21 protein-coding genes are annotated in these 26,866 nt (G+C 64.4%); 8 read left to right on the top strand and 13 right to left on the bottom strand.

Annotation, left to right across the window (positions count from 1 at the left end):
* Positions 1–101 precede the first annotated feature (101 nt).
* The 12 genes from HPY83_03895 to HPY83_03840 form a co-directional block, all read right to left on the bottom strand.
* A complete protein-coding gene (locus HPY83_03895) occupies positions 102–1,268 on the bottom strand; it encodes a DegT/DnrJ/EryC1/StrS family aminotransferase (GenBank protein NPV07093.1) in 1,167 nt (388 codons plus the stop codon).
* A 113-nt stretch (positions 1,269–1,381) separates the two neighbouring features.
* Entirely contained in the window at positions 1,382–2,404 is a 1,023-nt protein-coding gene (locus tag HPY83_03890) for a Gfo/Idh/MocA family oxidoreductase (protein NPV07092.1), read from the bottom strand.
* Between the two features lie 23 nt (positions 2,405–2,427).
* On the bottom strand, positions 2,428–3,594 hold the full coding sequence (locus HPY83_03885) for a Gfo/Idh/MocA family oxidoreductase (protein NPV07091.1): 1,167 nt from the start codon (positions 3,592–3,594) through the stop codon (positions 2,428–2,430).
* A 175-nt stretch (positions 3,595–3,769) separates the two neighbouring features.
* Positions 3,770–4,672: a carbohydrate ABC transporter permease gene (locus tag HPY83_03880; protein ID NPV07090.1), complete on the bottom strand. Its 903-nt coding sequence runs from the start codon at positions 4,670–4,672 to the stop codon at positions 3,770–3,772.
* Positions 4,673–4,676: 4 nt separating this feature from the next.
* Positions 4,677–5,612, bottom strand: a complete 936-nt coding sequence (locus tag HPY83_03875; GenBank protein NPV07089.1) for a sugar ABC transporter permease — start codon at positions 5,610–5,612, stop codon at positions 4,677–4,679.
* Positions 5,613–5,797: 185 nt separating this feature from the next.
* Positions 5,798–7,177, bottom strand: a complete 1,380-nt coding sequence (locus HPY83_03870) for a sugar ABC transporter substrate-binding protein (GenBank protein ID NPV07088.1) — start codon at positions 7,175–7,177, stop codon at positions 5,798–5,800.
* Positions 7,178–7,341: 164 nt separating this feature from the next.
* A complete protein-coding gene (locus HPY83_03865; protein NPV07087.1) occupies positions 7,342–8,634 on the bottom strand; it encodes a DegT/DnrJ/EryC1/StrS family aminotransferase in 1,293 nt (430 codons plus the stop codon).
* A 134-nt stretch (positions 8,635–8,768) separates the two neighbouring features.
* On the bottom strand, positions 8,769–9,830 hold the full coding sequence (locus tag HPY83_03860) for a Gfo/Idh/MocA family oxidoreductase (GenBank protein ID NPV07086.1): 1,062 nt from the start codon (positions 9,828–9,830) through the stop codon (positions 8,769–8,771).
* A 61-nt stretch (positions 9,831–9,891) separates the two neighbouring features.
* A complete protein-coding gene (locus HPY83_03855) occupies positions 9,892–11,151 on the bottom strand; it encodes a DegT/DnrJ/EryC1/StrS family aminotransferase (protein ID NPV07085.1) in 1,260 nt (419 codons plus the stop codon).
* 181 nt (positions 11,152–11,332) lie between these two features.
* Positions 11,333–12,514 (bottom strand): ROK family transcriptional regulator, encoded by a 1,182-nt coding sequence (locus HPY83_03850; GenBank protein ID NPV07084.1) that lies wholly within the window; start codon positions 12,512–12,514, stop codon positions 11,333–11,335.
* A gap of 214 nt (positions 12,515–12,728) precedes the next feature.
* Positions 12,729–13,409: a hypothetical protein gene (locus HPY83_03845; protein ID NPV07083.1), complete on the bottom strand. Its 681-nt coding sequence runs from the start codon at positions 13,407–13,409 to the stop codon at positions 12,729–12,731.
* A 146-nt stretch (positions 13,410–13,555) separates the two neighbouring features.
* Positions 13,556–14,806 carry a DegT/DnrJ/EryC1/StrS family aminotransferase gene (locus tag HPY83_03840; GenBank protein NPV07082.1) on the bottom strand — a complete coding sequence of 417 codons (1,251 nt, stop codon included), beginning with the start codon at positions 14,804–14,806 and terminating at the stop codon, positions 13,556–13,558.
* 298 nt (positions 14,807–15,104) lie between these two features.
* Between HPY83_03840 and HPY83_03835 the strand changes: the two genes are divergently transcribed.
* The 4 genes from HPY83_03835 to HPY83_03820 all read left to right on the top strand — a co-directional run bounded on the left by HPY83_03835 (position 15,105) and on the right by HPY83_03820 (position 20,997).
* Positions 15,105–16,535: an extracellular solute-binding protein gene (locus HPY83_03835; protein ID NPV07081.1), complete on the top strand. Its 1,431-nt coding sequence runs from the start codon at positions 15,105–15,107 to the stop codon at positions 16,533–16,535.
* A gap of 178 nt (positions 16,536–16,713) precedes the next feature.
* A complete protein-coding gene (locus HPY83_03830; protein NPV07080.1) occupies positions 16,714–17,526 on the top strand; it encodes a sugar ABC transporter permease in 813 nt (270 codons plus the stop codon).
* Positions 17,526–18,590 (top strand): carbohydrate ABC transporter permease, encoded by a 1,065-nt coding sequence (locus HPY83_03825; protein NPV07079.1) that lies wholly within the window; start codon positions 17,526–17,528, stop codon positions 18,588–18,590. Before HPY83_03830 ends, HPY83_03825 begins: the two co-directional genes overlap by 1 nt.
* A gap of 205 nt (positions 18,591–18,795) precedes the next feature.
* Positions 18,796–20,997 carry a response regulator gene (locus tag HPY83_03820; protein ID NPV07078.1) on the top strand — a complete coding sequence of 734 codons (2,202 nt, stop codon included), beginning with the start codon at positions 18,796–18,798 and terminating at the stop codon, positions 20,995–20,997.
* On the opposite strand, the gene HPY83_03815 is transcribed toward HPY83_03820, so the two are convergent.
* Complete coding sequence (locus HPY83_03815) at positions 20,927–22,099, bottom strand: response regulator (protein ID NPV07077.1); 1,173 nt, start codon at positions 22,097–22,099, stop codon at positions 20,927–20,929. The two genes, HPY83_03820 and HPY83_03815, sit on opposite strands and share 71 nt — an antisense overlap.
* A 434-nt stretch (positions 22,100–22,533) precedes the next feature.
* On the opposite strand from HPY83_03815, the gene HPY83_03810 reads away from it, so the two are divergent.
* The 4 genes from HPY83_03810 (at position 22,534) to HPY83_03795 (ending at position 26,865) form a co-directional block, all read left to right on the top strand.
* Positions 22,534–23,346: a sugar ABC transporter permease gene (locus tag HPY83_03810; GenBank protein ID NPV07076.1), complete on the top strand. Its 813-nt coding sequence runs from the start codon at positions 22,534–22,536 to the stop codon at positions 23,344–23,346.
* Between the two features lie 69 nt (positions 23,347–23,415).
* On the top strand, positions 23,416–24,249 hold the full coding sequence (locus HPY83_03805; GenBank protein NPV07075.1) for a carbohydrate ABC transporter permease: 834 nt from the start codon (positions 23,416–23,418) through the stop codon (positions 24,247–24,249).
* Between the two features lie 81 nt (positions 24,250–24,330).
* A complete protein-coding gene (locus HPY83_03800) occupies positions 24,331–25,707 on the top strand; it encodes an extracellular solute-binding protein (protein NPV07074.1) in 1,377 nt (458 codons plus the stop codon).
* Between the two features lie 93 nt (positions 25,708–25,800).
* Entirely contained in the window at positions 25,801–26,865 is a 1,065-nt protein-coding gene (locus HPY83_03795; protein ID NPV07073.1) for a hypothetical protein, read from the top strand.
* Position 26,866: the final 1 nt, after the last annotated feature.

The raw sequence follows: 26,866 nt of genomic DNA, 5'->3' as shown, positions 1-26,866 counted from the left end.
GACCTCTTCGATGCGTCTGGCGGCGCCGGCGAAGGCCGCGGAGTAGTATACCGAGGCGAGGCCAGCCATTCCCAGCCTCAAGGTGCTCCCTCCCTTGTCTGCTAGCTCACGCGCTCGATGGCCCGGCGCAGGCCCTCGGCCCCTCTGGCGATGTCGTCGGGTAGAGCGCTGCTGAGGCCCCTGAGGCACAGGCGCGGCACCAGGTCCTCGGCGTTGGGGCAGTAGCCGTTACGATAGGGCAGGTCCTTGCGGTAGTGAGGGCAGTGGGTGGGGCAGCCCTTGCCGTAGGCCACCGGCTCCTTGAACACGGGGAACTGGTAGGCGGCCACGATCTGCGCTTCCCGCCAGGTGCGCTGGGTGTAGCCGAAGCCTAGCCCGGCCTTCTCCTCCCGGCTCACCCGCTTGAACTCCTCGTAGTCAATGCCGTGCTCCTCGCCCCGGAAGGCTACGGCGAAGATGTGCTGAGAGTGGGTGTTGTAGGGGGCAACGACCTGGGGCACCAGCCACTCACAGCCCTCGAGGGCCTGATGGTACAGCTCGGCACTTTGCATGTCCTGCCGCACGTAGTCGTCCGCTCGCTCCAGTTGGGCCAGCCCCACGGCGGCCACCACCCCCGGCATGCGGAAATTGTAGGCCATGCGGTCCGGCGCCGCCCCCCAGTTCATGAGGGAGCGGATCTCCTGGAGGAGGCCCTCGTCGCTGGTGGTCAGCATCCCCCCGTCCCCGGTGCTAAGGTGCTTGGAGGCCTGGAAGCTGAACATCGCTGCGTGGCCCCAGGTGCCCACACGCCGACCTTTGTGCTGGGCCAGCAGGGCGTGGGCGCAGTCCTCCACCAGGACTATCCCCTGCCTGTCGGCGACAGCCCGCATCTGCTCCACCTCCGCCGGCAGCCCCCACAGGTGCGTCACCACCGCCGCCTTGGTGTCGGGGGTGAGGCGCTCCTCGAAGGAGCGGGGGTCCATGTTGTGGGTGGCGGGGTCTACGTCGGCGAAAATGGGCACGCCGTTGTTGTAGAGCACGGAGAGGGCGCCGAACTGGACGATGGGGTCCACGATGACCTCGACGGCCGGGCCCACCCCGGCAGCCGCCAGCAGGGTGTGGAGGCCGCACATGCCATTGGCCACCGCCACGGCGTAGCGAGAGCCGACCTTCTCGGCGAATCTTTCCTCGAACTCCGCCACCACCTTAGCGCCGGTGATGTCCTGCGGCTCGTCGAGGACGCGCTTGATGTAAGCGATGTCGCGATCATCGTAGACCTTCTTGCCCATTCCGGCTGCTCCACTTCGTGCTTAGTCGTGACTCCCACCAAGGCACGGAGTGACGGAGGTTCCTTCTCTGGTGCTCCGTGCCTCTGTGTCCCTGTGGCCGGTTCGCGGCAGGGCTACAGCAGCGGCAGCTTCACTGGCCTGCCCGAGACCGCCGCCATGTCCACCGCCAGGCAGGCCTCGGTGGTCTTGACCCCGTCCTCCAGGTTGATCTCCGAGTCCACGCCGCGGTCTAGGCAGTCCAGGAAGTAGTTGATCTCGGCTTGGAAGGGATGGGCGCTGACCTCGCCGCTATGGGGAGCGGCCACGCCCAGGTCCACCCATTCCTTACCGTCTCCCAGCTTGCGGCTGCAGACGCGCTCGTCTCGCAGGGTACCCTCTTCCCCCAGCAGGTCGATGTTGAAGGTGTAGGGTAGGTAGGCCTCTACGCAGGCGCTGATCTTGGCGATGGCGCCATCCCGAAAGCGCAGCAGTCCCACGGTGGTGGTGGGGTAGTCGTAGTCCCCCGAGGGCTCGGTGGAGTAGCCGCAAACCTCCTCGATCTCGCCGCCCAGAAACCAGCGCACCGCGTCCATGGGGTGGGACCCGCCGGCCAGGAAGATGCTCCCCGCTTTCTCCCTACTCACCAGCCAGGCGTAGAGGGGGAGTTGGTCCTCGGCGGTCAGGCGGTGCCAGTAATCCAGCTGGGCCATGATCACCCGGCCCAATAGCCCGCCGGCGACCACCCGCTTCACTGCCTGGAACAGCGGGTGCCAGTGTAACACGAAGCCCACGAGCGTCTTGACGCCCGCCTGCCGGACGGCGTCCCGCATGGCCCGCAGGCCTTCCAGGTCGGTGGCGGGTGGTTTCTCGATGAGGATGTGCTTGCCCGCCGACGCGATGGCGACCACGTCGGCGGCGTGGCGGTAGTTGGGGGTACACACCGAAACGACGTCCAGCTCCGGGTGGGCCAGAAGCTCCTCCAGGTCATCGTAGGCCCGGCAACCGACGATGCCCCACTCCTCGATGCGCCGCCTGGCCCCTTCCAGCGTGCGGCTGCCCACCGCCACCACTCGAGCTTTGGGGTTGTTGGTGTAGGCGCGGGCGTGCTCTCCTGCCACCCATCCGGCTCCCCAGATGCCTATGCCGTACTCGGCCATGGCACTCTCCTCGCTCGCTCTGCTCACTTGGGCCCGGAGCCCCTGGCCCGGCCGTTGCCAGGCCGAAAGTCGGGCACTTCCAGTGGGACGCTGCCCTCGGCGATGGACTGGGCGGCCAGGATGGCGGGTGCGGCCGTGTCCATGGCCTGGTAGACGTCGAACTCCAGGGGCTTGCCCTGCAGGACGGCATCACGAAAGGCGGCGTGGACGTAGTAGTCGGCGTCGCCGTGACCGCTGCCACGCGCTTCCGCCGGGGCGTCGGTGCGCTCGTAGCGCCAGTCCACCTCGGCCATGTCGTGCATCTGGGCGTTGGCCAACCACATGCGGGGCCGGTCTCGATTGGCCCGCTTCCACTCCACTGCGCCGAGCGTCCCCATGACGTGATACCAGTGATAGTTGGCCTCGGGGTGAGGCTGAGAGAAGGAGACTCCCATCCGGAGGATGGCATCCTTCTCGGTCTTCATGAGAGCCATCTGCATGTCGGCCGTCTCGATCTGGGGATGAGCGTAGCTCCGGTCCCGGGTGCTCATGGCCACCACCTGCGTCACCCGATCATCCAGGACCTTAAGCATAGGGCTGAGCTCGTGGGGGAGGTAGTGGATAGGTGGCATGCGGTTGAGCCAGGTGCCCTCCGCTCCCGGGTAGCGGCTCACTTCGCTGGGATGCAGGAATCGCCCCGAGGCCCGATCGCGGAAGTGCTGACCCACGTAGTAGTGGAAGTACTGACCCTCGCACAGGGTGACGTGGCCTAGCTGACCCTGGGCCACCATCTCGCGCCAGGCCTCCACGAAGCCCCAGTAACGTGTCTGTTCCGCCAGTTGGTACACCTTGCCCGAGCGCTCTTGGGCCAGAACGATCCGCCAGCAGTCCTCGATGCTGTGAGAAGCCGGCACCTCGCTGTTGACGTGCTTGCCCGCCTCCAGGGCCATGGCGGCCAGGGCTCCCTGCTCCTGGCAGCGCACGGTGAGGGCCACGGCGTCAACGTTGTCGTCGGACAGGACGTCCTCGTAGTGGGTGTAGACCTTGACCTCGTCCGGGCGCTTCAGCCGCGACACCGCCCTCTCGTGCAGCTGCTCAAGCGGGTCACATATGGCAGTGATACGGTAGCCTGGCATGGACTGCAGGATGCCGAACCAGGTGCCGATGCCGCGCCAGCCGAGTCCCACAACGGCTATGCGTATCTCATCCAACCGATGCCTCCTCGGGGCAGCCACCGAAACACGGAAGCACAGTAAGGGAGAGAAGGGGAGACAATGAGACACGGAGAGGGAGTGAAGTCGGTGTCTCTTCCTCTCTCACTGTCTGTGCTTTGCGCTTCTCCGTGTCGCTCCCTCTCCCCCTCTCGGTGTCTCCGTGTCTCTGTGGCTAGCCCTTGATTCCGGTGAAGACGATGCCCTGGATGAAGTATCTCTGGGCCACGAAGTAGAGCACGATGCATGGCAGCGACACCATGGTGGAAGCGGCCATGAGCAGGTTCCAGGCGGTGTACTGGGTGCCGCGGAACAGGTTGAGGCCCAGAGCCAGGGTGTACTTGTCAGGCGAGTTGAGGTAGATGAGGGGCAGGAAGAAGCCATTCCAATTGCCCATGAACAGCAGGATAGCGATCACGCCCAGGGCCGGGCGACACTGCGGGAGCAGGATCCGTCGGAAGATGCCGAAGGAGCTGCAGCCATCTATCCGGGCGGCGTCGTCCAGCTCGAGGGGCAACCTCATGTAGTACTGGCGCAGGAGGAAGATGTTGAAGGCACCGCCGCCGAAGAAGGCGGGCACGATCAGGGGATAGTAGCTATCCAGCCAGCCCAGTATGCGGAAAAGCACGTAGGTCGGGATGAGGGTCACCTGTTCCGGGATCATGATGGTGCTCAACAGCACTAGAAAGAGAACGTCCCGGCCGGGGAATCGAAGCCGAGCGAAGCCGAAGGCCACAATCGCCGCTGACGCCGAAGCTCCGATGATGCAGAACACGGTTATCACAAGGGTGTTCCGCAAGTAGAGACCGAACGGGATCATCTCCCAGACCTGGGCGTAGTTCTGCCAGGCGATGGGGTCAGGAATCCACTGGGGCGGTACCACGAATATCAGCCCCGAAGGCTTGAGAGAGCTGGAGAGCAGCCAGGCCAGAGGCATCATGAGGACGACGGCCCCGGCTACTAGGAGTAGGTAAATGAGCGTCCTGCCGATGTACCTCTGAACCGAGCGCCTGGCGAGGAAGGCTCTGGCGCCGGTGGGCCGGGTGCTGGTCTTGGCGACTGCCGCGGTGTTCGCCATCTGTCTAGCCCCTCCCCCGCAGTTGCCCCTCGTAGTACACCCAGGCACTGGACGACCGGAAGACCAGGAGAGTGAAGAAGAGAATGATGATGGCCAGGATCCAGGCCAGGGCAGAGGCGTATCCCATGCGGAAGTACTGGAAGGCGTTGTTATACAGGTAGAGCACGTAGAAGTAGGTGGCGTATCGGGGCCCTCCGCCGGTCATGATGTAGCCGGCGGTGAATACCTGGAAGCTGCCGATGATGCCCATCACCAAGTTGAAGAACAGCACGGGCGTCATCTGAGGCACGGTCACGTGAAGGAACCGGCGCCACTGCCCCGCGCCATCCACCTCTGCTGCCTCATATAGGTCCGTGGGAATACCCTGCAGGCCGGCCAGGTAGATGAGCATCCCCCCTCCTACGCCCCAGAGGCTCATGATGATCAGGGCCGGGAGGGCCCACTTGCTGTGAGCCAGCCACAGGGGCCCCTGGATGCCGATGCTGGCGAGGAAGGTGTTGAGCAGACCGAACTCAGGGTTGAAGATCCAGATCCAGAGGATGGCCGAACCCACCGCTGGCACCAGATTGGGCATGTAGTAGGCCGTGCGGAAGAACCCGATAAGGCGCACTTTCTGGTTCATCAGCAAAGCCACGGCGAACGACAGCAGGATGCCCACCGGCACCGAGACTCCGACATAGGTGCCGGTCACCTTGAGCGACTGCCAGAAGAGACGGTCTCCCACCAGGCGCTGGTAGTTGTCTAGCCCGATGAAGACCGGCGTCTTGACCACTTCGTATTCGGTGAAGCTGAAGTAGAGCGAAGCGACAATGGGGCCGAGGGTGAAGATGACCAGCCCGAAGAGCCAGGGCGAGATGGAGACGTACCCCTCTATGGCCTCGCGTCGCTCGGAAGGGGACATCCTGCGCCTGCCGGCCCTTACCACGGCCCTCGCTTGCATGTCAGCCTCCTTAGGTTGCTCCTCCGGTGGGCCTCACCCGTCATGGAGAGGGAGAGACAGGGAGAGGCGCAGAACCGTCCTGCCCCGTTCCCCCTGTCTCCGTATCTCCCCCTCTCTCCGTCGCCGCGTCTCCCCCTCTCCCCTCGCGGCCGAGAGCAGAGGGCGGGTGAGGGCTGCTCCCGTCGCTACTTCTCGTAGATGGGAGGACGTCGCGCGAACACCTCGTCCATGGCGACACAGGCGTTCGTCAACGCTTCTTCCACGGTGAGCTCGCCGGACCAGATCGCGCTCCACTCCTGGCCGCACGCGGTCCACCATTCCCCGCAGTCCGCCGTCGGGTAGTAGTCGTGACCGCAGCAGGCGAAGTCATCCACGACGACCTGGATGTTCTGAGGCGCGTGCAGGTCCTTGAAGGCCTGGCTCTCCACCACACTGGTGATGCCGGGAATGCCGAATCTCATCATCCAGGTCTGGCCCTCGACCCCCATCATGAACTTGACGAACTGCCACGCTTCCTCACGGTTGCGGGTGTTGGCCAGGATGGACCAGGTGTTGGAGCCGAGCTGGACGCTCTTCTTACCCGTCACCGGATGCTTGGGCATGGGAGCGAAGTCCCAGTCGAACAAGTTGGCGTCGCGCGTCTGGCTCTCTGCCCAAGTCCCCTGGAAAGCCATGCCGATCTTGCCGGTCAGCCACGGGCTCTCCTGCCCCGTGAGGCTCGCCGGAGTAGGCATAACCTGGTCGGTAAACATGCGCTCGTAGAGCCAGTTCACTGCCTCGACCGCCGGGTCCTCCGTGAGGGTGCACTTGTTATAGGCGTCGTTGAGGACGGTGCCCCCGTTGCCGTGGATGAAGGAGCAGGACCAGTAAGGCGGAGCGCTCGTAGCTCCGAAGAGCCCGTACTGGCCTTTCTCTGGGTCGGTCATGGCCTTGGCGTAGGCCAGCAAGTCATCCCAGGTCCAGTCGGCGGTGGGCATCTCCAGCCCAGCCTCGCCCAGGATGTCTTTGTTGATCATGAGCGTCTGGCCGCCGGCGTAGAGGAGCCCGCCGTAGAGCCCGCCCTGCCACTCCCACTCCAGGTCCATGGGGTAGAAATACTGGCTCATGTCGAAGCCATCACGCTCAATGAACGGCTTTAGGTCCAACCACATGCCTCGGGCAGCGCCCGGGATCACCCAGTCCATCTGGTTCACGCTGACGTCGGGAGCGACGCCGCCGGCGAACTCCGTCTGGAGCTTGGTCCAGTACTCCGCGCCGGGCCGCCACTCGATGTTGACCTTGACGTTGGGGTTCTTGCTCTCGAAGTCCGCGATGGCCTCCTCCGCGTTGGCCATCCAGGAGTCGCCCATGACGTAGAAGGCCACTCGGATCTCCACCGGTTTGGCGGCTGCCGGCACTTCTACCGTCTGCTCGACAATCTTGGTGACTTCCTTCTCGACTTCGACGACCTTCTCCACCACCTGGGGAGTGGCCGCCTGGCACGCCGCCAGAGCGGCCGCTCCCATGGCTGCTGCCCCGGCCTTCATGAGCCTACGACGAGAGATTCCTCGACTCTGAGCAGACATCTGCCTTACCTCCTCGCCAGGTCGCTGGCTTACGGCGGGAGCTACGCTGTACTTACTCCCCTGCGAAGCGGACGCTCCACCTTGGGCGCCTCGCGCCGGGCGCGGCGCCCCTCGAGCTCGACACCACCTCCTTTCCTTGCACCTCGTTCATCCTCGCGGCGTGGTCAGGCCAACTCCCTGACGTTGGTGCCGACCTTGGCCAGCGCCTCAGCTATGTCGTCCATGTCGCCCTGATCGCCCAGGAAGAGCCGGTGCTCCAGCCAGATGGACTCCTCGTAGCAGGCTCTCTCAGTGACAGGGCAGGTTCGGGCGAAACTGGCGTAGTCTACGGTGCCGCCGTAGTGATGGCAGTTGACCGGGCACCCCTTCCCGTGGAAGTTTTGGTCCAGAAACATGGGATTGGCATACACCGGAAAGGTGTAACCGGTGAAGGCGGGCACGCCCTCCGCCGCCAGGGCCTCCACGAACCGGGCCCGGGGCAGGCCGCCGAACGCGGCCGGGTCGTAGCGCAGGATGTAGAGGTAGAAGCTGTGCTTGGTGGCCCTTTCGTCCCAGCGCAATGGCTGAAGGCCCTCCATCCCCGCCAGCCTATCATTAAGGTAGCGGACGTTCTGCATCCGGCGGGCGTTCTGCTCCTCCAGCCGCTGCAGCTGAACCAGCAGGATGGCAGCCTGGAACTCGGTCATACGGTGGTTCCACCCTAGCTGGTGGAACTCATACCAGGGCCGGCCCTTCTGGCGGCCGGCCCAGAGCAAAGAGTCGCACTTCTCCGCCAGGGCTCGATCGTTGGTGAGGACGATGCCTCCCTCGCCCGCTGTCATGTTCTTGGAGGACTGGAAGCTGAACGAGCCCACGTCACCCAGGGCCCCGACCTTGCGGCCCTTCCACTCGGACCCGTGGCCGTGGGCAGCATCCTCTACCACCGCCAGGCCGTGCCGGCGGGCGATCTCGAGGATGGCGTCCATGTCGCAGGACTGGCCTCCGAAGTGCACCGGCATGATGGCCCGGGTGCGCTCGCTGATGGCGCCCTCCAGGAGGGACGGATCGAGGTTGTAGGTATCGGGCTCGACGTCCACGAAGATGGGGACGGCGTTCACCTGCAGCACGCTGGTGGCGCTGGCCACGTAGGTGTAGGCGGGTACGATGACCTCGTCGCCGGGGCCGACGCCCAGGGCCCTCAGGGCCACTTCCAGGGTGCCGGTGCCGTTGGCCATGGCGATGCCGTAGCGAGCCCCGTGGTGGCGAGCGAAGGCAAGGCCGAACTGCACCACCTTGGAGAGCTCCCGGGCGCTCAAATCCTCGTTAAGTTCCACTCCGGAAGCGTAAGCGAAGCGCCACCACTTGCCGCTCCGGGTGACCTCGGTGATGGCTTCCACCTCGCGCTCATCGTGGACCGGCCAAGCCGGCCACTCCCTCGTCCTGACCGGAGCTCCGCCGTTAATCGCCAACTCAGCCAAAGTCATCCCTCCCGGTCAGCCACGGAGTCGCAGAGACACAGAGCGGAACCGAGCGAGAGCCGGTGTCGCCATGCCGCTCCCAGCCTGGTCCCTATTGGCCATCGCTCTGTGCCTCCGTGTCTCTGTGGCGAGCCCTACGCGTAGCTGATCTTGACCGGCCTGCCGCTGCGAGCCGCCTCGTAGATGGCCATGATGACCCGCAGGTTGTGCAGGCCCACCTCGCCGGGCACGGGGGGCTCGCCCCCCTCCTCGATAGCCTGGCTGAACAGCTTGACCATGGTCCCGTACATGGGGACGCCCTCGAACTGGTAAGTCTTGGCCTGCACGCGCGAGGTCGAGTCTCTCACCTGGTTGGGCGAGTAGGTCTGCCCCGGGGGGGCCAGGTAGGAAGTGAAGGTGCCGGTGGGGTCCTGCCCGATGGTGCCGGAGGCTAGGATGCTGCCCTGGGTGCCGTAGACCTCGAGGAGGTTCTTGGCGGCCTCGTCGGGGACGTTGAAGTAGTTGTCTACAATGCCATGGGCGCCGTTCTCGAAGCGCAAGATGGTGGTAGAGGTGTCCTCGACGTCGTACGAGTGGGTGATGGTATCGTGGAAGGCGAAGACCTCGGTGATGCGGCTGTCGAAGATCCACTCCAGGATGTCGAGGCAGTGGCTGCCCATGTCTATGAGGGAGCCGCCGTAAGCGGTTTCTCGCTTCTGGCGCCAGGCAGTGGGCATGGGGGGATACCAGCAGGTGAGCTCTGCTCGGCCCATCACCAACTGGCCCAGGGCGCCGCTAGCCACCAGCTCGCGTATCTTCTGGTTATGGATGTTGAAGCGCATCATGTAGTCGAGGCCGAGCTTGACCCCCGCTCTAGCGCAGGCCTCGATCATCTCCTCGGCGTCCGCCATACTGGTCGCCATTGGCTTCTCACACAGCACGTGCTTGCCGTGACGGGCCGCCGCCAACACCTGGCGGTGATGAACGTTTTGCGGCGTGGCGATGTACACTGCCTCCACCTGAGGATCGCTTAGCAGAGCTTCCTCGTCGGTGTAGATGGCAGAAACGCCGTACTTGGCGGCGACGCGGGCTACGGCCTCCGCGCTCACGTCCATGAGAGCCACCAGCTGCGCGTTGTCGGCAACCTGCAGCATCTCCGGGATGGTCCTGCGATCGGCGATCCCGCCGGCTCCGATGACACCCCATCTCACTGCCACGGTAGGCTCCTCCTTGCTGGGGGGTGACGAGCGGTGAGTGCCCGGTGGTACTCACCACTCCTTACTTGCCGCTGCCCCTCACCTTCTCGGCGGCGTTGCGGACGCCGGTGATGATGTTGTCGGCGTCCTCCATGGTGAGCCGCGGGTGGATGGGCAGGTTCATCTGCCGGCGGTAGAAGAACTTGTCGGCGATGGGGCAGAACTGGCCCCCGTATCCTCGCTCCTCCAGGTACTTCTTCACTCCGGTGAAGTCGTAGTTGGGCTGGTAGTGGAGGATGCCCTGCACTCCCTCCTCGTAGTACAGCGCCCGCAGGAACTCATCCCGGCTGGCGCCCAGCTCCTCAGGCTCCACGCAAAGGGTGTAGAGGTGGTAGGAGTGGTGGCAGTTGGGGTCCTCGTACACCGGGGTGATGCCCGGAATGCCCTGCAGCCCAGCGTTGATGCGGCGGCCCAACTCGCGGCGCTTCTCGACCATCATGGGGAGCTTGCGCAACTGGCACCGGCCCAGGGCGGCCTGGAACTCGTTCATGCGGTAGTTGACCCCCCACTTGCCGTCCACATCCACCACGTCGAAGTGGGAGGGGAGCCAGTAGTACTTCTGGTTCTCCCAGCTCTTTATGTTCATGTTGCGCAACAGCTCGATGCGGGGAACCAGGTCATCCCGGTTGGTGGTAATCATCCCACCTTCGCCCATAGTCATGTTCTTGAGGGAGTGGAAGCTGAAGCAGCCCACGTCACCCACCGCGCCCGCCTTCTGGCCCTTGTATTCGGAGCCGTGGGCGTGGGCGCAGTCCTCCAGCACCGCCAGGCCGTGGGCCCGGGCGACCTCCATGATGGGGTCCATGTCGCACATCTGCCCGGCATAGTGGACCACGAAGATGGCCTTGGTCTTGTCGGTGACTTTCTTGGCCACCTCCGCCGGGTCTATGTTGTAGGTGCGGGGATCTATGTCGGCATAGACTGGGATGCCGCCCTCTTTGAGGACGGCCAGGGTGGTGGCGATGAAGGTGTTGGGGGTGATGATCACCTCGTCGCCCTCGCCGATGCCCAGGGCCTGAGTGGCCACGTGCATGGCGGTGGTGCAGCTGGTGGTAGCGAAGGCGTGCTTCACTCCGCACCACTGGGCGAACTCCTTCTGGAAGGAAGCCACTTGGGGCCCGGCGGTGAGGGAGTCCTGCCGCATCACGTGCAGCAGGGCCTGTTCCTCCTCCTCGTCGTAGATCGAACCCATGAAGGAGTAGGGGACTTTGAGCTGGACTCCATCCGCGAAAGCGTAGCCACCTGTGATTCCACCGACGTTGTCTTCGAGATAGCGAGCCATTGCCTGACCTCCCTTGGAGACGCCTTCCGTAGGCTCCCGAATCAGCGACAGAATCCACGCAGCAGCGCGGACGCAGGCCGCGCGCAGTGCCGTGGACGCCCGATGGCCGTCAGGTCCCGGGGTGCTGGGCGACCCCGGCTCACATCGTCGGCACGGTACTCACCCTCGTCGGGTGCCGGACTCACACGGGCAGTAGACGAGGAGCAACGAAGGCAGCGTCCAGAGCCCGGGCCGCGCTCCCCAGCAGGGCGGCGTCGGACCCCAGCTGCGAAGGGACGATCTCTACGCGATCCTGGAGGAACTCGAGCAAATGTGAACGGGCGTGTGCGCGCACCTGGGGCACCAACTGGTCGCGCCAGGCCTCCACTACCGACCCGCCAAGCACGAGGAGGGCCGGAGCGAAGATGCTGGATATGCTGGCTACCGCCAGGCCGAGGTGCTCGGCGGCGGTGGACAGGATACTCTGGGCCACCGGATTGCCTTCGTGAACCAGGCGCGCTACCTCCTCCAGCCCCAAAGGCGGGTGCCCGGGCGCCCCCAGGAGGCGATTGGCCGTGGCCACGAGGGCGGTCTCGGAGACGAAGGCTTCTAGGCACCCGCGCCTGCCACAACCGCAGATAGGGCCGTCGGCGTCCAGGACCATATGCCCGAACTCGGCGGCGAATCGGGGTAGCTCCGGCGTGCCCGCCGGGGACAGAACAGCCCCGCAGGTTCCGCTGCTAATGAGGAGGAAGACCAGCGGGCGCGGGTCCTTGGGATAGACAAACCAGCGCTCCCCCAGCGCCATCAGGTAGGCGATGTCCTCCAAGTAGACGGGCTTGCCGAAGTGCTCCGCCAGACGATCGAAGCGAAAGCGCCCCAGCTCGGAGAAGGTGCTGCTGAAGATGGCTTCGTTCGCGGTGGTGTCCACCAGGGCGGAGACGCCCACCCCTATGGTGTGCACGGAGGAGAGGGGTACCGCGGCGTCTGCCAGGACCTCCTCCGTGACCGCAATGGCGGCATCCTCCAGAGTCTCAGGTGAGCTGCCGGCATCCACGGACTGCAACGGAGCGCGGGCGAGAATGGTCCCGTCCCACTGCACTAGGGCAGCGGCGATGCCCCTGGGCTCCAGGGTTATCCCGATGGCGTAGTTGCCCGCCCGGGCGATGTCGAGCAAGACCGGAGGCCGGCCCCCATCGGAGCCCCCCTGTCCCACTTCGCAGATCAGACCCTCTGACATGAGCTCTCGCACTTGCTCCGTGACCGAGGACGGCCTCAGATGCAGCCGCCGGGCTAGCTCGGCTCGCGAGATCGGGCCTTCTGACCTGATGGCGGCCAGTATCGCCGCCCGGTGCATAGCTGGGATCTGGTGACGCGACGCCACGGGACTTCCCAACTCCTGTGTTAGCAACGGTAGCGTGAGTATACTCGCTTTCAGACCCCACGTCAAGGGGTATTGCAGACGGACGGGCGCACGCATCAGGTGCATCGAGCCCCAGCTATGTAACGCTTCCGAGGGTAAGATGCGGCGCGGCTCACAGGCGGCCGGGACCGGAGGGGGAGGACGAGCATGGGACGGAATGGGTGGGCCGGGTGTCCTAGCTCCCTCCGGCCCTCCAGCCGTCCTCCGCCAGACGCACCAGGAAGGCGCCGTGGATGGCTCCGACCACAGCTCCAGCTGCCAGAAGGACGGCAGCGAGAAGCAGAGCGACCTGCCAAAGGGCCTGAGCTCTCTGGGCCAGGTCCATTCCCCAGAAGATGAGGGGCATCCCGATCATCCAGGCGAGGGCATTGGCAGGGACCCACAGGACTGCGCCCCGGACGTGCCTGCGAAGTGCCAGCCACTGAGCCAGGGACAGGGTGGCTCCCGTCACTATCCCGAGGCCGGCAGCCAGCGCCAGCACCACCCACTGGGGCGCCTCAGCCAGCGGGCTTTCTGCCGACTCCTCCCCCAGGCTCCCAAGGGTACTGGGCAAGTAGCCGAGGAGGTAGGCGATCAGGGCGCCGGCAAGCGTAGCCAGCCACCAGGACCGCCGGCCGAGAGTCGGGAACCAGGGACGCATGGCCCACCATTGAGCCAGCCCGAGCACGGTGGCCTCAACCGACCCGCTTGCCACAGCTAGAACGAAGGCTGTCAGTATCGCAAAGGTGTCGTTCTGCTCGCCGAGGTTAGCGAAGACTAGGGCAGCGATCGCCCCGGTGGCACCGAGGCCCACCAGCTCCCCCAGGGCGTTGGCGGCTACCCAGCGTCGCCAGAGTGCCAACTTGTCCCCCTTCATGGGGCTTGGCCTCCCGTGCTCATCTCCATCGAGCCTGCTGTGGCGCACCCGCGGCCACTGGGGCGGAGCGCGATGTGGGGCCCGACGATCGCTGCCGGACCTGGGCATCGGTGGCCTCAGCCGTGGGCATCGCGCCGAGTCGAGGGCTAGGCCGGCGCTGCCGCGAGCTCTCCTAGGTTGGCCTTGATCTTGGCCACTGCCTCCACGAAGTCATCTATGGCCCTCTCATCGGCGAGCATGACCTCCTGGGGGAAGCCTATCCAGCGGCCGGCAGCGTCCTCGGCGTTGGGGCAGTGCACCTGGCGGTAGTCCACCCGCCGGGAGGTATCGAAGCGAAAGCTGGACTCGGTGAAGAGCGGATGCCGGTAGAGGGTCCAGCCAGAGCCGGCGCCGCAGGGGATGCCCTCCGCGCGAAGGGCCTCGGCGAAAGTGGCGGCGGACAGGCCATCGAACGCCTCGGCGTGGTAGCGCAGGCGAGGGTAGACGTAGCTCTGGGCAGTGATGCGCTCGTCTTCCCGCGGCCAGCTCAGCCCGCCCACCTGGGCCAGCCCCGCCCCGAGCCTGCGCGCGTTGCGGTTCTTCCTCTTCAGCAGGTCGTCCAGGCGGGACAGCTGGGCCAGAAGCAGGGCCGCCTGGAACTCGCTCATGCGGAAGTTCCAGCCCTGAGCCACGAAGTGCCCGCCGTGCTCGCCCAGGCCCCGACCGTCGTTGTGAAGCACGTAGCACTGCTCATAAAGCTTCTCGTCGTTGGTGGTCACCATGCCGCCTTCGCCCGCGGTGATCTGCTTGTCCTGCTGGAAGCTGAAGGCGCTCAGGTCCGAGAAGGCGGCTACTTTCCGGCCCCGCCACTCGGTGCCCGCGGCGTGGCAAGCGTCGGCAACGACGGTCAGGTCGTGCCGGCGGGCTATCTCCATGATGCGGTCCATGTCAGCAGGGTAGCCCCCGAGGTGGAGGGGCACGATGAGGCGGGTACGGTCGGTGATGGCGGCTTCCACGGCATCGGGATCAAGACAGAGGGTCTCGGGATCCACATCGGCAAAGATGGGCACAGCCCCCAGGTGGAGGGCAGGGGTGGCCGTGGCGATGAAAGTGTTGGGCGGCATGATGGCCTCATCGCCGGGGCCCAGGCCAGCGGCGGCGTAGGCGATCTGGAGAGCGTCGGTGCCGCTGCCGGTGGCGATGCCGAAACGGCAATCGTGGTAGGCGGCGTAGTCCCGCTCCAGCCGGTACGTTCGCGAGAGGGACATGTCTCCCTTGAAGATGTAGGGGGCGCTGGTCCAGCGGCGGCTGGTCAGCACCTCCTCCAACGCCGTCAGCTCCAGTTGGTCGAAGATGGGCCGCTCGGGAAAGGGAGCGGACCGTACCGGGGTTCCGCCGTTGAGAGCCAGTCTCCTCATGGCACCACTCCTCTGCACGCTGCGGTCATGCATGTGCGCCGGGCGGGAGGCAGATGTCGCCCTAGCGACGAAGGGCCTCTGGCGACGCGATACAACCATACTAGCTGACCTCTGGCGGCGTGAAAAGGACGTTGACAGGCGTCTGATGGGTCGCCATACTCGTATTGAGGTTCGTGCCTGGGGCTCTGGTCGAAGGGAGGTGATGAGGCCGAAGACGGTCGTACCCGTCCGCATGCTGATTTGACGTAGGTCGGGCGTAGCTGGTTCCTGGTCTTGGATCGGAAAGAGGAGGGACGCAATGCACCGGACCAGAATGACTCGCCGTCGAGTTCTGCAGCTCTCTGCCGCGGTTGCCGCCGCGACTGCCGCCGCCGCCTGTGCCGGGGCCACCGGGACACCGGTCCCCCGGGAGGAGACGGCTGCCCCGGCCGCGGCAGAGGCCCCGGCCGCCGCAGGTGAGGCGGTCACGGTAACCATATTCGTGGGCATGGGCACGGGAACGGCACCCGAGCAGCAGGAGGCGCAGAACCGCCTGGCAGCGGAGTGGAACGCGTCGCATACCGACATCAAGATCGAGCATATGTACGTGCCTCACGACGAGAGCCGCACCAAGTGGGCCGCCATGCTAGCCGCGGGTACTCCACCGGCCATCAACATGCCTTCGGGTGTGGAGCAGGTAGGCCGCTTCCGCGACACTAACCTGGACATCGGGCCGTACGTGGAGCGCGATCAGTACGACCTCAGTGACTTCGGTGATCTCATTCCCGAGATAGGCAAATACCAGGGCGTGATGTATGGGATAGTTATGGGCGTGTATCCCAGCGTCCTCTACTACAATGAGGACCTGTTCGATGCAGCGGAGGTGGACTATCCTACCCAGGAGTGGGAGGCTGAGGGCTGGACGTACGACGCCCTGGTGGAAATGGCGAGACAGCTCAGCCAGGATGGCAGCGGCAGACGAGCCACTGAGGACGGCTTCGACCCGGCAGATCAGGTCCAATGGGGCTATGACGAAGTCGACTGCGGCCTGGGTTTCAACGCACTGGCCGTAGCCTGGGGTGCGGAGAACATGGGCTGGAGCGAAGACTTCCGTACTCTGTACTTCAATGCTCCTGCCTGGGTGGATCGGCTGCAGTGGGCCAGTGACGCCATCTGGAAGTGGTACATCATGCCTTCGGCGCAGCAGTCTCAGGCATCGGCGCCAGGGTTCAACACGGGCAAACTGGGGATCGATCACTGCCACTCCTGGCGGATGGGGGAGATGGAGGAACTGCCGTTCCACTGGAACGTGGGAGCGATCCCAGCCAGCCCCCTAGGGATCACTCTGGCCCAGTGCGACGTAGACGGTTTCCTCATCTGCAACCAGTTCGCCCACCTCGACGCGGCCTGGGAGGTGGCGAAGTGGATGCTGGAGCCGGATCAGATGCTCCGCCTGGATCTCACCTGGGGGGCGCTCCCGCCTCGGGCTTCTCTCCAGGAGAGGTACAAGGAAGAGATGGCCGCCAGGTTCCCGAACCTGCAACTGCAGGTGTTCTTTGACTCGCTGAACTATATTGACGTTCCCAACCATGAGTCGTACATACCCCGGTACGGCGAGGTATGGGACGCGTTCTGGGCCGGCTATGACCGGATCCTGACCGGGGAGCAGAAGGACGCTCAGATCGTGCTGGACGAGGTCCAGGCGACCGTCCAGGGCTATCTGGACGACTACTGGGCGGAGCAAGGCTAAGCGCGACGGCCCCGGGGGAGCAGGTGTGCCTCCGGGGCCTATCCTAACAGGCGAGGTTGCATAAGTGAGGAGCACTGCGTGGGGGCGCAGGACCTCGCCCGCCCGGCGGGAAGCTCTTTCGGCCTATGTCCTGGTCAGCCCCTGGGTCATCGGCTTCCTGGTGTGGACGGCCGGGCCGATGGTGGCTTCGTTTGTCCTTTCATTCACGGACTACAACGTGGTCAGCCCGGTGTCATGGCGCGGGGTGGGCAACTACCGCGCCATCTTCACCTTCGACCCTCTTTTCTGGCAGTCCCTACGGGTCACCTTCACCTATGCGGTGCTGTCCCTGCCCGCAGGGCTGGCGGTGGGGTTGGCGGTAGCCCTGCTCCTGAACCTGAAGGTGCCGGGGCTGTCGGTGTGGCGGGCCATCTACTACCTGCCTTCGGTTATCTCCGGCGTGGCTGTGGCCGTCTTGTGGCAGTACGTGCTCAACCCACGTTTCGGTGTGCTCAACTGGGCCCTCAGGCTTGTGGGGATCAAGGGGCCGGGCTGGCTGGCTGACCCCAACTGGGCCCTGCCCTCGCTGGCCATCATGAGCCTGTGGGGGGCGGGTGGGGGCATGGTGCTGTACCTGGCGGCGCTGCAGTCGGTGCCTACAGCGCTGTACGACGCTGCCAAGGTGGATGGAGCCACGGCCCTCCAGCGTCTCCGCTACGTCACTCTGCCCATGATCTCGCCGGTCGTGTTCTTCAACCTGGTGATGGGGACGATCGGCACTTTCCAGTACTTCACCAACGCCTACGTCATGACCCAAGGGGGGCCTAACAACGCCACCCTGTTCTACAACCTGCACCTGTACAACAACGCCTTTCGCTACTTCCGCATGGGATACGCTGCGGCGCTGGCCTGGGTGCTGTTCGTCATCATTCTGTTCTTCACCCTTCTCATATTTCGCAGCTCGACTGCGTGGGTCTACTACGAGGGCCAATTGAGAGGAGGCAGGGCCTGATGGCCGTAGCGAGAACCGCAGGCAGAGCGGCCGGGCGGACGAGGACACTCCGGCTCCGGGGGGAGGCGCTGGGGCAGGCACTGGCGTTGGTCGCCTTGAGCCTGGGCGCGGTGGCCATGGTGTTTCCCCTGGTGTGGATGATCTCCTCCTCCCTCAAGCCTCTGGCCCAGATAGACCTGTTCCCGCCGGTGTGGATCCCGACCGAGCAGGTGAAGCTGGAAGTCGGGGGCCAGGTCTACCCGCTGTACGAGGTTCAGCTGGACGGGGAGACGCGCCGCCTGGTGATGGTGGCGAAGGCGCAGCGGGTGGGGACGTTCGCCGATCCGGATGACCTGTCCGCCACGGTGGAGGCCGACGTGAACCGGGCCAAGCCGGTGGAGCGGGTCCGGCTTCGCTGGGACAACTACGTAGAGGCCATGACGGTGGTGCCTTTCGGCACCTACGCCATCAACACGGCCAAGGTGGTGTTTGGCTCCATGGCTGGGATGTTGATCTCGACATCGCTGGTGGCGTACGGGTTCTCTCGCTTTCGCGCCCCCGGGCTGGGGTTGCTCTTCCTCCTGCTGCTCTCCACCACGATGCTGCCCAGCCAAGTGACGCTGATCCCCACCTACATTCTGTTCAGCAAGCTGGGTTGGGTGGACACGCTCAAGCCACTGATAGTGCCGTCGTTCTTCGCCGGGGCCTACGACGTCTTCCTGCTGCGGCAGTACTTCATGACCATACCCCTGGAACTGGACGACGCCGCCAAGATGGACGGTTGTGGCACCCTGGGCATTCTGTTTCGTATTCTGCTGCCGCTGGCTAAGCCGGCCATCGCCACCCTGGCGATCTTTCACTTCATGTGGGCCTACAACGACTTCTTCAGCCCCCTAATCTATTTGCACCACCAGCGCAACTTCACCATAGCGCTGGGCCTGCAGAGCTTCAACGCCTTCCGGGCCACTCGCTACGACTTGCTGATGGCAGCGTCTCTGGTGACAGTGCTGCCCTGCATACTGCTGTTCTTCTTCGCCCAGCGCATCTTCATCCAGGGAGTGGTGGTCACCGGGGTGAAGGGGTAGCATGCGGCTGGGTACGACGAGCAGCGTGGAAGGCTGGAGCTGAGGAAGGAACCGACCGGGCGAGCGGCAACGCCCCGGTAGTTGTCCCCGCTTTGGGGCGTGCCCGCTTCAGGGCTGCGGTCCTGGCGCCTGCCTCCGGTGTCTCTTGGCCATTTCGGTGACCTATATCGAGTATCTGTTGTCGCGTGGTGGGGGAGTCACTCTCATGGGTGCTTACAGCCGGCTGCAGGTTAGGCAGATCCGCGAGGTGAATCAGAGGGAGATCCGCTCGCGGACGGCGAGTGGACTGGCGGGGATTCTCATGGTCGCCTGCCTGTTCTGGTGGTGGGGGCTCTTGGCCGAGGACTGGCCCGACCTCCAGTCCGTCGCCCTATCGTCGGCGCTCATCCCGACTTTTTTCGTCGCGCGGCACTGGGCCGAACGTAAGCCCACGGTGTCCGCGGCTCTCGTGCTCTCAGGCTGCCTAGCCACGGCTGTGCTGTCTCCCACGCTCTTGCCGCGAGAGGCGGTGGCGCCCCTGCTGGTCCTGCCGGGAATGGCCGCTGCTGGGCTTCTCGGGCTTCCAGCCGGGCTGGGGCTGACGGTGCTGGTATTGCTGCTCGCTGTCGCGGATCTGGCGGGGACGGGCCTGCTGCTCGGGGCCCAGGTGCTGCTGGTCTACCTGGCGGTCTGGGCCGTTCTGTCTCCTCGCGACAGCGTGCTCGACTGGTCTTGGCTGAGGAGCGCCGAGGCCACCTACCTGGCGGAGCAGTTGCGCGACCGGCAAGGGGAGCTGAATAAGGCCCTGGCTGCCCTGCACGTGGCGTACCAGCTCCTCGAGAGAAGCAACCGCGAGTTGGCAGTGGCCCACCAGGAGGCGGAGGAGGCGCGGCGTCTGAAGGAGGAGTTCGCCGCCAACGTCAGCCACGAGTTGCGCACTCCCCTCAACATTATCCTAGGGTTCGCAGAGATCATGCACCGAGCCTCTGCCACCTACGGCGCCATCGAGTGGCCACCCATGCTACGCCGGGACGTGGCCGAGATATGGCGGAGTGCCTGCTACATCAGCGAGCTGGTGGATGACATCCTGGAGTTGGCGCGGGTAGACGCGCTGCGCATGCCGGTGAAGCGGGAGTTGTCCGACCTTGCCGCGATCATACAGGAGACGGTGTCGCTAGCTGAGAGGCTGGTGGACGGCAAGGCCATCTCTCTCGAGCTCGACCTGGGTCCGGGCCTGCCGCCGCTGTATCTGGACCGCACTCGCATGCGGCAGGTGCTGCTAAACCTGCTGACCAATGCCATTCGCTTCACCGACGCCGGCACGGTGAGGGTCTCGGCCGTGGCACGGGACGAGGACGTGCTGGTGACCGTGTCCGACTCGGGAGTGGGGATACCGGCTCATGAGCTTGAGCTGATCTTCCGGGAGTTCTACCGGGCACAGGGGCCGGGCGAGCGGGGCGGGAAAGGGTTGGGGCTGGCGATCGCTCGCCGATTCGTGCAGCTGCATGGTGGCAGGATCTGGGCTGAGAGCCGCATGGGCTCCGGCTCGCAGTTCCACTTCACCATACCCCTTCAGGGCAAGCAGGTGTCCAAGCTGGCGGGCCACCTGAGCGCGTCGGTGCCGGGCAGCCACTCCATCCCGGTGCTGGCTGTCAGCCTCGGCGGCCATGAGCAGGCTTATGGTTTCCTCGCCCGCCACCTGGATGGATTCGACGTGATCCCGGCCTCGCGTCCGGAATCGGTGGCGGAACTGCTGGACCGGCATCACCCCAGAGCCCTCCTTGTGGAAGGCCCTCTGCCTCAGGTGGCGACGGAGGCCGAGCGGCTGGCCGAGTCGCTCCCGCCGGGGGTCCCGATCATCGCAACGACGCTGCCCGCGCCGTCGGTCATGGGAGCCGACGAATGCTTCGACGCCCTCCTGGGGAAGCCGGTGACCCGGGAGCGGCTCCTTTCGGTGCTCCGTCGCTTCGTGCAGTCGGGCTCGGTCCTGGTGGTGGATGACGACCGCGGGTTCGTGCAACTCGTGCGGCGCATGCTGCTGTCATCCGAGACCCATTTCGACGTTCGCTGGGCCTACGAGGGGGCGGAGGCTCTAGAGAAGCTCAGGGCAGCTCCGGCAGACGTGGTCCTGCTGGATATGGTGATGGAGCCGATGAGCGGCGCGGAGGTGGCTCGAGCTATCAGGCAGGAGGAGGCCTTTGCCGGGATTCCCATCGTGGGGGTGACTGGAGCCACAGGGCTTCGAGACGAGGCACGGATCTCCTGGGTGCAGGTGAGCAAGCGCGGCGGCATGCGAGATGCCGAAGCGCTTTCGGTGCTGCGAGCGATTCTCGAGGGAGCCAGGGCCGAGTACGTGGTCAGCGAGCCCAGCGGTTCACGGCGGACAGCAGCTGGACCTGGGACACTGGCTTGCGCAAGTGCGCCTTAGCTCCCAGAGCCTCTGCCAGCAGTGGGTCCTCGAATACGGAACAGACTATCACCGGTATGTCCGCCGTGTCTTCTCTTGCCCGCAGGACGTTAAGGATAGTCCACCCATCGGTGCCTGGCATGAGCAGATCCAGGACTATAACGGACGGCTGAAGGTTTCGGGCCATGTCGTATGCCAACCTGGGTTCGGACACGCCCACCACGCGCCAGAATCCGCCCGGCTCCAGGTAGCGCCGGTACAACTCCACCGCCACCGTGCTGTCCTCCACCACCATCACTGTTTTGGGTTGGTGCAGAGGCACTTTGAGGGCGATGCCCAGGGACGTCCTGTCCTCTCGGATTGATAGCTCCAGGTTAAGGGCGGTTGCCAGCTTCCGGAGGCCCTCAACTGCCTGGGGGCTGACAATGCCTGCGAGCGGGACCGGGCCGATCTTGACCTCAGCCATCCTCTCGCTCGCGCCGGACACAACAATCCGTACACAACCCTCGGCGGAACTCTGCAACACCAGACTCAAGCTCTGGATGAGCAACTGGCGCAGAACCCCCTCGTCGGCGAACAGGTGATCGTCGGTCAGGTCGACGTCGAGGGACACCGTGCGCCCCAGGCTCTTGGCCAGGGGCTCAATGGTGCCAATGGTGGCCTGTATGGCCCGGGCGAGCCCGAACTGCGCCGGCCGGACGGCCACGCTTATCTCTTGAGTCTCTCGACTACCCGGTCCGGCGGCATTGCTGGTCTGGGCGATCGTGGCCAGGTGGGTGGATAGCACGTCGGCGAACTTGGCTTCGGCTGCCCTGAGCTCTCGGTGAACCTGGCGCTCGCTGAGGTTGATCTCCTCACCCACCTCCTCGACTGTCATTCCCTCCACGTAGCGGAGCCAGAGGACGGCGTAGCTCCGGGCCTCAGGGCTGCGGATGGTGCCCCCTCGGGGAGGGCGCAGGAACTCTATACAGTCCAGCACTATGGCCCGGAGGGCATCGGCCCGGCTCAGGGGCTGGGCTTCCCGCAGGCCGGGCAGGCCAGGCAGCAACTCGGTACTACTGAGGGCCGGGTTGTCGTTGAGGTGGGCCAGTAGCCAGCGAGCGGTGTCCGTGTCCACGTTCATGCGGCCGTGATGCTCCCAGCGGTCTGCCAAGCCGGGGTGGGGCGGGCCTGCTCGGCCTCTGCGGGAAGACAGGCCGGATGGCCGACCCCGGCGGATAGCCGAAGCTGAGAGTTGGCAGCCAGATGGCAGAGCGATGACATTCCTCTTGCGCTCCTCATGCGTCATCATTATAGCTGCTGACATAGGCGGCGGGAATCCATAGGGATCGGTAGCTTGCAGGTCCCTATGGCGGCCGGCCTCTGAGGGCCGGTGAATGTGTCGAGGTGTAGCTGCTCGAGGGCTACGCCACCACGGAGGGTGTGTCTTTGGCAGTAGCGGAGGTGTCCACTGAGCGCAAGTGGTTCCGCTTGAGCTCCAGCGATCGGGAGAACCTGGACGGCTACCTGTTCATCCTACCGTGGCTGATCGGGTTCTTTGGGCTGACTCTGGGGCCTATGGTCGCGTCGCTGTACTACAGCCTGACCGACTACCCGCTGCTGAGCGGCGCCACGTGGGTCGGCCTGGCCAACTACCGGGAGCTGCTTTCGGACCGGCTGTTTCCCACAGCGCTCAGAGTCACCTTCGTCTACAGCGTCTCGAGCATTCCGCTCGGAATGAGCCTCGCCATACTTCTTGCTCTCCTGCTGAATGTCCGCATCCGGGGCATACTGGCCTTCCGGACGGTGTACTACCTGCCCACCATTCTGGGCGGAGTGGCCGTGTCGCTGATCTGGATGCTGCTCTTCAGCGCCAACTTTGGCCTGTTCAACTGGCTCCTGGAGCTGGTGGGCATACAGCCGGTTCGCTGGCTCACCAGCCAAAGGTGGGCACTGTGGGCGCTGGTGCTCATGAGCCTCTGGGGCGTAGGCGGCAGCGTTATCATCTTCCTGGCGGGCCTGCAGAACATCCCTGCTCATCTGTACGAATCAGCTAAGATTGACGGTGCCAACACGCTGCAGGAGTTCCGGTTTGTGACCATTCCGCAGCTGACCCCGACCATCTTCTTCAGCCTGGTGATGGGAATCATAGGGGCGCTGCAGACCTTCACTCAGTCCTTCATCATGACCGGCGGAGGGCCCAACAACGCCACTCTCTTCTATGTTCTGCTCCTGTACAGGAACGCTTTTCAGTACTTCAGAATGGGGTACGCGTCGGCTATGGCTTGGGTCCTCTTCGTCATCATCCTGGTCCTGACGCTCATGGTGTTCCAGAGCTCGCCCATGTGGGTGCACTATGAGGCGTCACTGCGCGGCGGCAGGAGGGGCTAGGTGACCTCAGCATCCCGGGCGTCAGCGAGACCGGCGGGAATCGAGGGCCGTAGTGCAGCTGGAGTAGGCATGAGAACCGCCCGGCGATTGCAGCGGCTGGCAGTGGTGGCTACTCTGAGCGCAGGTGGGTTCTTCTACCTGCTGCCCCTCTTCTGGATGGCGATGTCGTCGCTAAAGACCGGAGGAGAGGTCTTCGCCTATCCGCCCAAGTGGTTCCCTTCAGAGCCTCAGTGGCACAACTACGCTACCGCGTTCGAGCAAATGCACTTCCCGGTCCTGCTGAAGAACTCGCTTCTGATCACAACGACTACCATCATCGGTGCGATGCTGTCTTCGTCAATGGCGGCTTACGCCTTCGCCCGCCTGAGGTTCAAGGGCCGAGATATCTGGTTCATGATCGTGCTGGCGACCATGATGCTGCCCGGGTATGTCACTATGATCCCAGTCTACATAATCTTCAGGCACCTGGGATGGATCAACACCCTGAAGCCATTGATTGTCCCTTCGTTCCTGGGCGGAGGCGCCTTCTACATCTTCCTGCTCCGGCAGTACCTAATGACCATACCCTACGACTTGGATGATGCGGCTCGAATAGATGGCTGCAGCAACTTCCGCATCTACTGGAACATCCTGATGCCTCTAGCCCGGCCGGCGCTGGGGGCAGTGGCCATCTTCCTGTTCATCGGCCACTGGAACGACTTCTTTGGCCCCTTGATCTACTTGCACTCTCAGAAGAACTTCACCCTGGCCCTCGGTCTCTACCGGTTCAAGGGACCGTATACCACCGAGTGGAACTACCTCATGGCTGCCACCCTGATGGTGGCGGTGGCACCGCTCATCATCTTCTTCCTGTTCCAGCGTTACTTCATCGAGGGGCTGGTGATGACGGGCATCAAGGGTTAGGCAAGCCTTGCGCCACCGGCTGTGCACCGGGCCGCGGGGCTCAAAGCGGATAACCGTCGCGTGACTAGAGGAGGCAGAGAGATGGAGAGCAAGGGGATTAGCCGCCGTTCGTTACTGAAGGGCTCTGCTCTGGTGAGTGCGGGGGTCCTACTGGCCGCTTGCGCTGGAGCCTCACCTGCGCCACAAGCGGGTGAGCCAGCGGCGGCCGCAACCGAAGCTCCCGCTCAGGCTGAGCCTGCCGCTGAGGGGGAGAAGATCAAGCTAGTGGTGGAATGGCCGCAGTACACGCCGGCCAAGACTCGGTGGGGGGAGACGGCCTTCGCTTCGTACATGGAGGCGTTTCCCCACATCGAGATCGAGCCCATGTACAACACCAACCCGGATGAGAAGCTCACGGTGGCCATTGCTGGTGGCACGCCGCCCGATGTCGCCTGGCATGGCTACGGCTGGCCCAAGTGGGCGGTGGAAGGCGTGTTCATGCCTCTGGACGAACTGTTCGTTCAGAACAACGTGGACAAGAGCATCTTCTGGGACGTCGCCATCTCTGGTCTGACTTGGGACGGGAAGCTGAGCGCCATGCCTCTCGGGCTGCTTTCCTGCGTGGTGGCGAACAACCTCGACATCTACGCAGAGGCAGGAGTCGAGCCACCGGCGGAGACGGGGGACTGGACCTTCGGCGACCTCATAACTTGGGGCCCGAGCATGACCGACCCGGCCAACAAGAAGTTCGCTGCTACGCTGGACCAGGGCTACTCGATGCACTGGTTGGTGGCCATGGGCGGGAACATGGGATCCAAGAATGACCAGTGGTTGGAGATGGACCTCAACAGCCCGGAGCGGGTCGCAAGCATGCAGATGTACTATGACCTGGTGCGCAAGTACGAGATCGCAGCCCCACCCGAGGTCACCAGCGAGATGGGCATGATGCCCTACTTCGCCTCCAACCTAATCGGCAACCACTGGGGTTACATCTGGATGGTGCCGACCTTCCGCAACGATGTCACCGACTTCGAGTGGGACATCGCCCCGGTGCCGTACCTGGAGGCCAACGGCAAGAAGTGGCGCTACTCTTCGATCTACACTGAGGAGATGGCCATCATAAGTGGAACCCAGCATCTGCAGGAGGCCTGGGACTTCACCCTCTGGTTCTGCACTACCCAGTTAGAGCAGGCAGCCCTGGATGCGGCCACGATCCCGGCAGTACGGGAGATTGCGGAGAGCGATAGGTTCCTTCGCCGTGATCTCCCCCCGAAGCACATTGAGCGCTACTTGGAGGCACTCGACTTCGGCGTGCCTACGATGAACCATCCTGAAGTGAACCCGATGCTGGAGCGCTATAACGAACTGTGGCCCTCTATCCTGTCCGGTGAGGTGGAGATGCCCATCCAGGCGTTCCTCGATGAGGTCAACCAGTTTGCTCAAGAGGTGCTAGACGCCTGGAACGCCAAGCACAGCTAGCTGCGTCGTCTTAAGGCACCCTCTGACGCAGGGGGCAGGCAGCAGGCTGTCTGCCCCCAGTTTCTGCACTCCAAGACCTGTGGGATCAGGATCATGACTGGCCGAGAGCGCATCATCACAGCCTTGAGTCATCAAGAGGGTGATTGCGTGCCCATGGTGGACATCTCTTACTGGCCGGACACCATCCGTCGCTGGGAGCAGGAGGGACTCCCTGTGGGAACCGACCCGCGGGACTACTTCGGCCTGGACCGGATCCACACGGTGGGCATTGACTCTACTCTGCAGCTTCCCACCGCCATTCAGGAAGAAGGCGAGGCCTACCGGCTGGAGTGGAACGCCGACGGCGTCCTCATGAAGACTTGGAAGGACTCCTACGCCCCGCCCTCGGAGATCGGGTGGCGCATCGCAACCTTCGACCAGTGGCGGAAGGTCCGGCACCGCCTGCAACCAGGACCGGACCGGTTGTCACCAGGGGCGCGGGAGGCGGCGGCGGCAGCCCAGGCGCGAGGCGAGTATGTGGTGATCTCACCGGTTGAGCCGGCCTGGTTCTTCATCCGCACCCTGGGCGCGGAGACCGCTCTGCCAGCCATGCTGGAGCAGCCGGGCTTTCTCGACGACGTGCTGGAGACGGTGACGCAGTTCGTGCTGGGGATGCTGGACGAGGTCACCAGGCAGGAAATCGCAGTTGATGCGCTTTGGTTCTTCAGTGACCTGTGCTACCGCAATGGGATGCTCTTCTCGCCCCGAGTCTACCGGAGGCACGTGTTGCCGCGTCTTTGTCGGATCTGTGATCGCTGCCACGCGCTGGGCCTCAAGGTGATCTACCACTGCGACGGCGATGTCTCGGAGCTGATACCGTTGCTGATCGAGGCTGGTGTGGACTGTGTTCAGCCGCTGGAGGCTCGGGCGGGCAACGACGTCCGGGAGTACAGGAGGCGATACGGACACGAGATCGCCTTCTTCGGGAACATCAGCGCCGACGTAGTGGCGCAAGGGGACAGAGACGCGATTGAGGAAGAGGTCCGCAGCAAGGTAGGCTATGCTAAGAAGGGGGGAGGCTACCTCTACCACATAGACCACTCGGTGCCTCCGGGGGTAAGCTTCGCCGCCTACACCTGGCTGATGGAGTGTGTCAGGAAGTACGGTTCATACCAGTAGC

The sequence above is a fragment of the Anaerolineae bacterium genome (assembly GCA_013178015.1).
In the GTDB taxonomy this organism is placed as follows: domain Bacteria; phylum Chloroflexota; class Anaerolineae; order DRVO01; family DRVO01; genus Ch71.
Note: the sequence above shows the minus strand (reverse complement) of the source record. Positions and strands in the feature narration are given on the sequence as shown.

Bases quoted from the DNA above. Each gene is read 5' to 3' on its own strand.
- HPY83_03895 (NPV07093.1), bottom strand. From the start codon at position 1,268: ATGGGCAAGAAGGTCTACGATGATCGCGACATCGCTTACATCAAGCGC.
- HPY83_03890 (NPV07092.1), bottom strand. From the start codon at position 2,404: ATGGCCGAGTACGGCATAGGCATCTGGGGAGCCGGATGGGTGGCAGGA.
- HPY83_03880 (NPV07090.1), bottom strand. From the start codon at position 4,672: ATGGCGAACACCGCGGCAGTCGCCAAGACCAGCACCCGGCCCACCGGC.
- HPY83_03875 (NPV07089.1), bottom strand. From the start codon at position 5,612: ATGCAAGCGAGGGCCGTGGTAAGGGCCGGCAGGCGCAGGATGTCCCCT.
- HPY83_03870 (NPV07088.1), bottom strand. From the start codon at position 7,177: ATGTCTGCTCAGAGTCGAGGAATCTCTCGTCGTAGGCTCATGAAGGCC.
- HPY83_03855 (NPV07085.1), bottom strand. From the start codon at position 11,151: ATGGCTCGCTATCTCGAAGACAACGTCGGTGGAATCACAGGTGGCTAC.
- HPY83_03845 (NPV07083.1), bottom strand. From the start codon at position 13,409: ATGAAGGGGGACAAGTTGGCACTCTGGCGACGCTGGGTAGCCGCCAAC.
- HPY83_03840 (NPV07082.1), bottom strand. From the start codon at position 14,806: ATGAGGAGACTGGCTCTCAACGGCGGAACCCCGGTACGGTCCGCTCCC.
- HPY83_03835 (NPV07081.1), top strand. From the start codon at position 15,105: ATGCACCGGACCAGAATGACTCGCCGTCGAGTTCTGCAGCTCTCTGCC.
- HPY83_03830 (NPV07080.1), top strand. From the start codon at position 16,714: ATGGTGGCTTCGTTTGTCCTTTCATTCACGGACTACAACGTGGTCAGC.
- HPY83_03825 (NPV07079.1), top strand. From the start codon at position 17,526: ATGGCCGTAGCGAGAACCGCAGGCAGAGCGGCCGGGCGGACGAGGACA.
- HPY83_03820 (NPV07078.1), top strand. From the start codon at position 18,796: ATGGGTGCTTACAGCCGGCTGCAGGTTAGGCAGATCCGCGAGGTGAAT.
- HPY83_03815 (NPV07077.1), bottom strand. From the start codon at position 22,099: ATGAACGTGGACACGGACACCGCTCGCTGGCTACTGGCCCACCTCAAC.
- HPY83_03810 (NPV07076.1), top strand. From the start codon at position 22,534: ATGGTCGCGTCGCTGTACTACAGCCTGACCGACTACCCGCTGCTGAGC.
- HPY83_03805 (NPV07075.1), top strand. From the start codon at position 23,416: ATGAGAACCGCCCGGCGATTGCAGCGGCTGGCAGTGGTGGCTACTCTG.
- HPY83_03800 (NPV07074.1), top strand. From the start codon at position 24,331: ATGGAGAGCAAGGGGATTAGCCGCCGTTCGTTACTGAAGGGCTCTGCT.
- HPY83_03795 (NPV07073.1), top strand. From the start codon at position 25,801: ATGACTGGCCGAGAGCGCATCATCACAGCCTTGAGTCATCAAGAGGGT.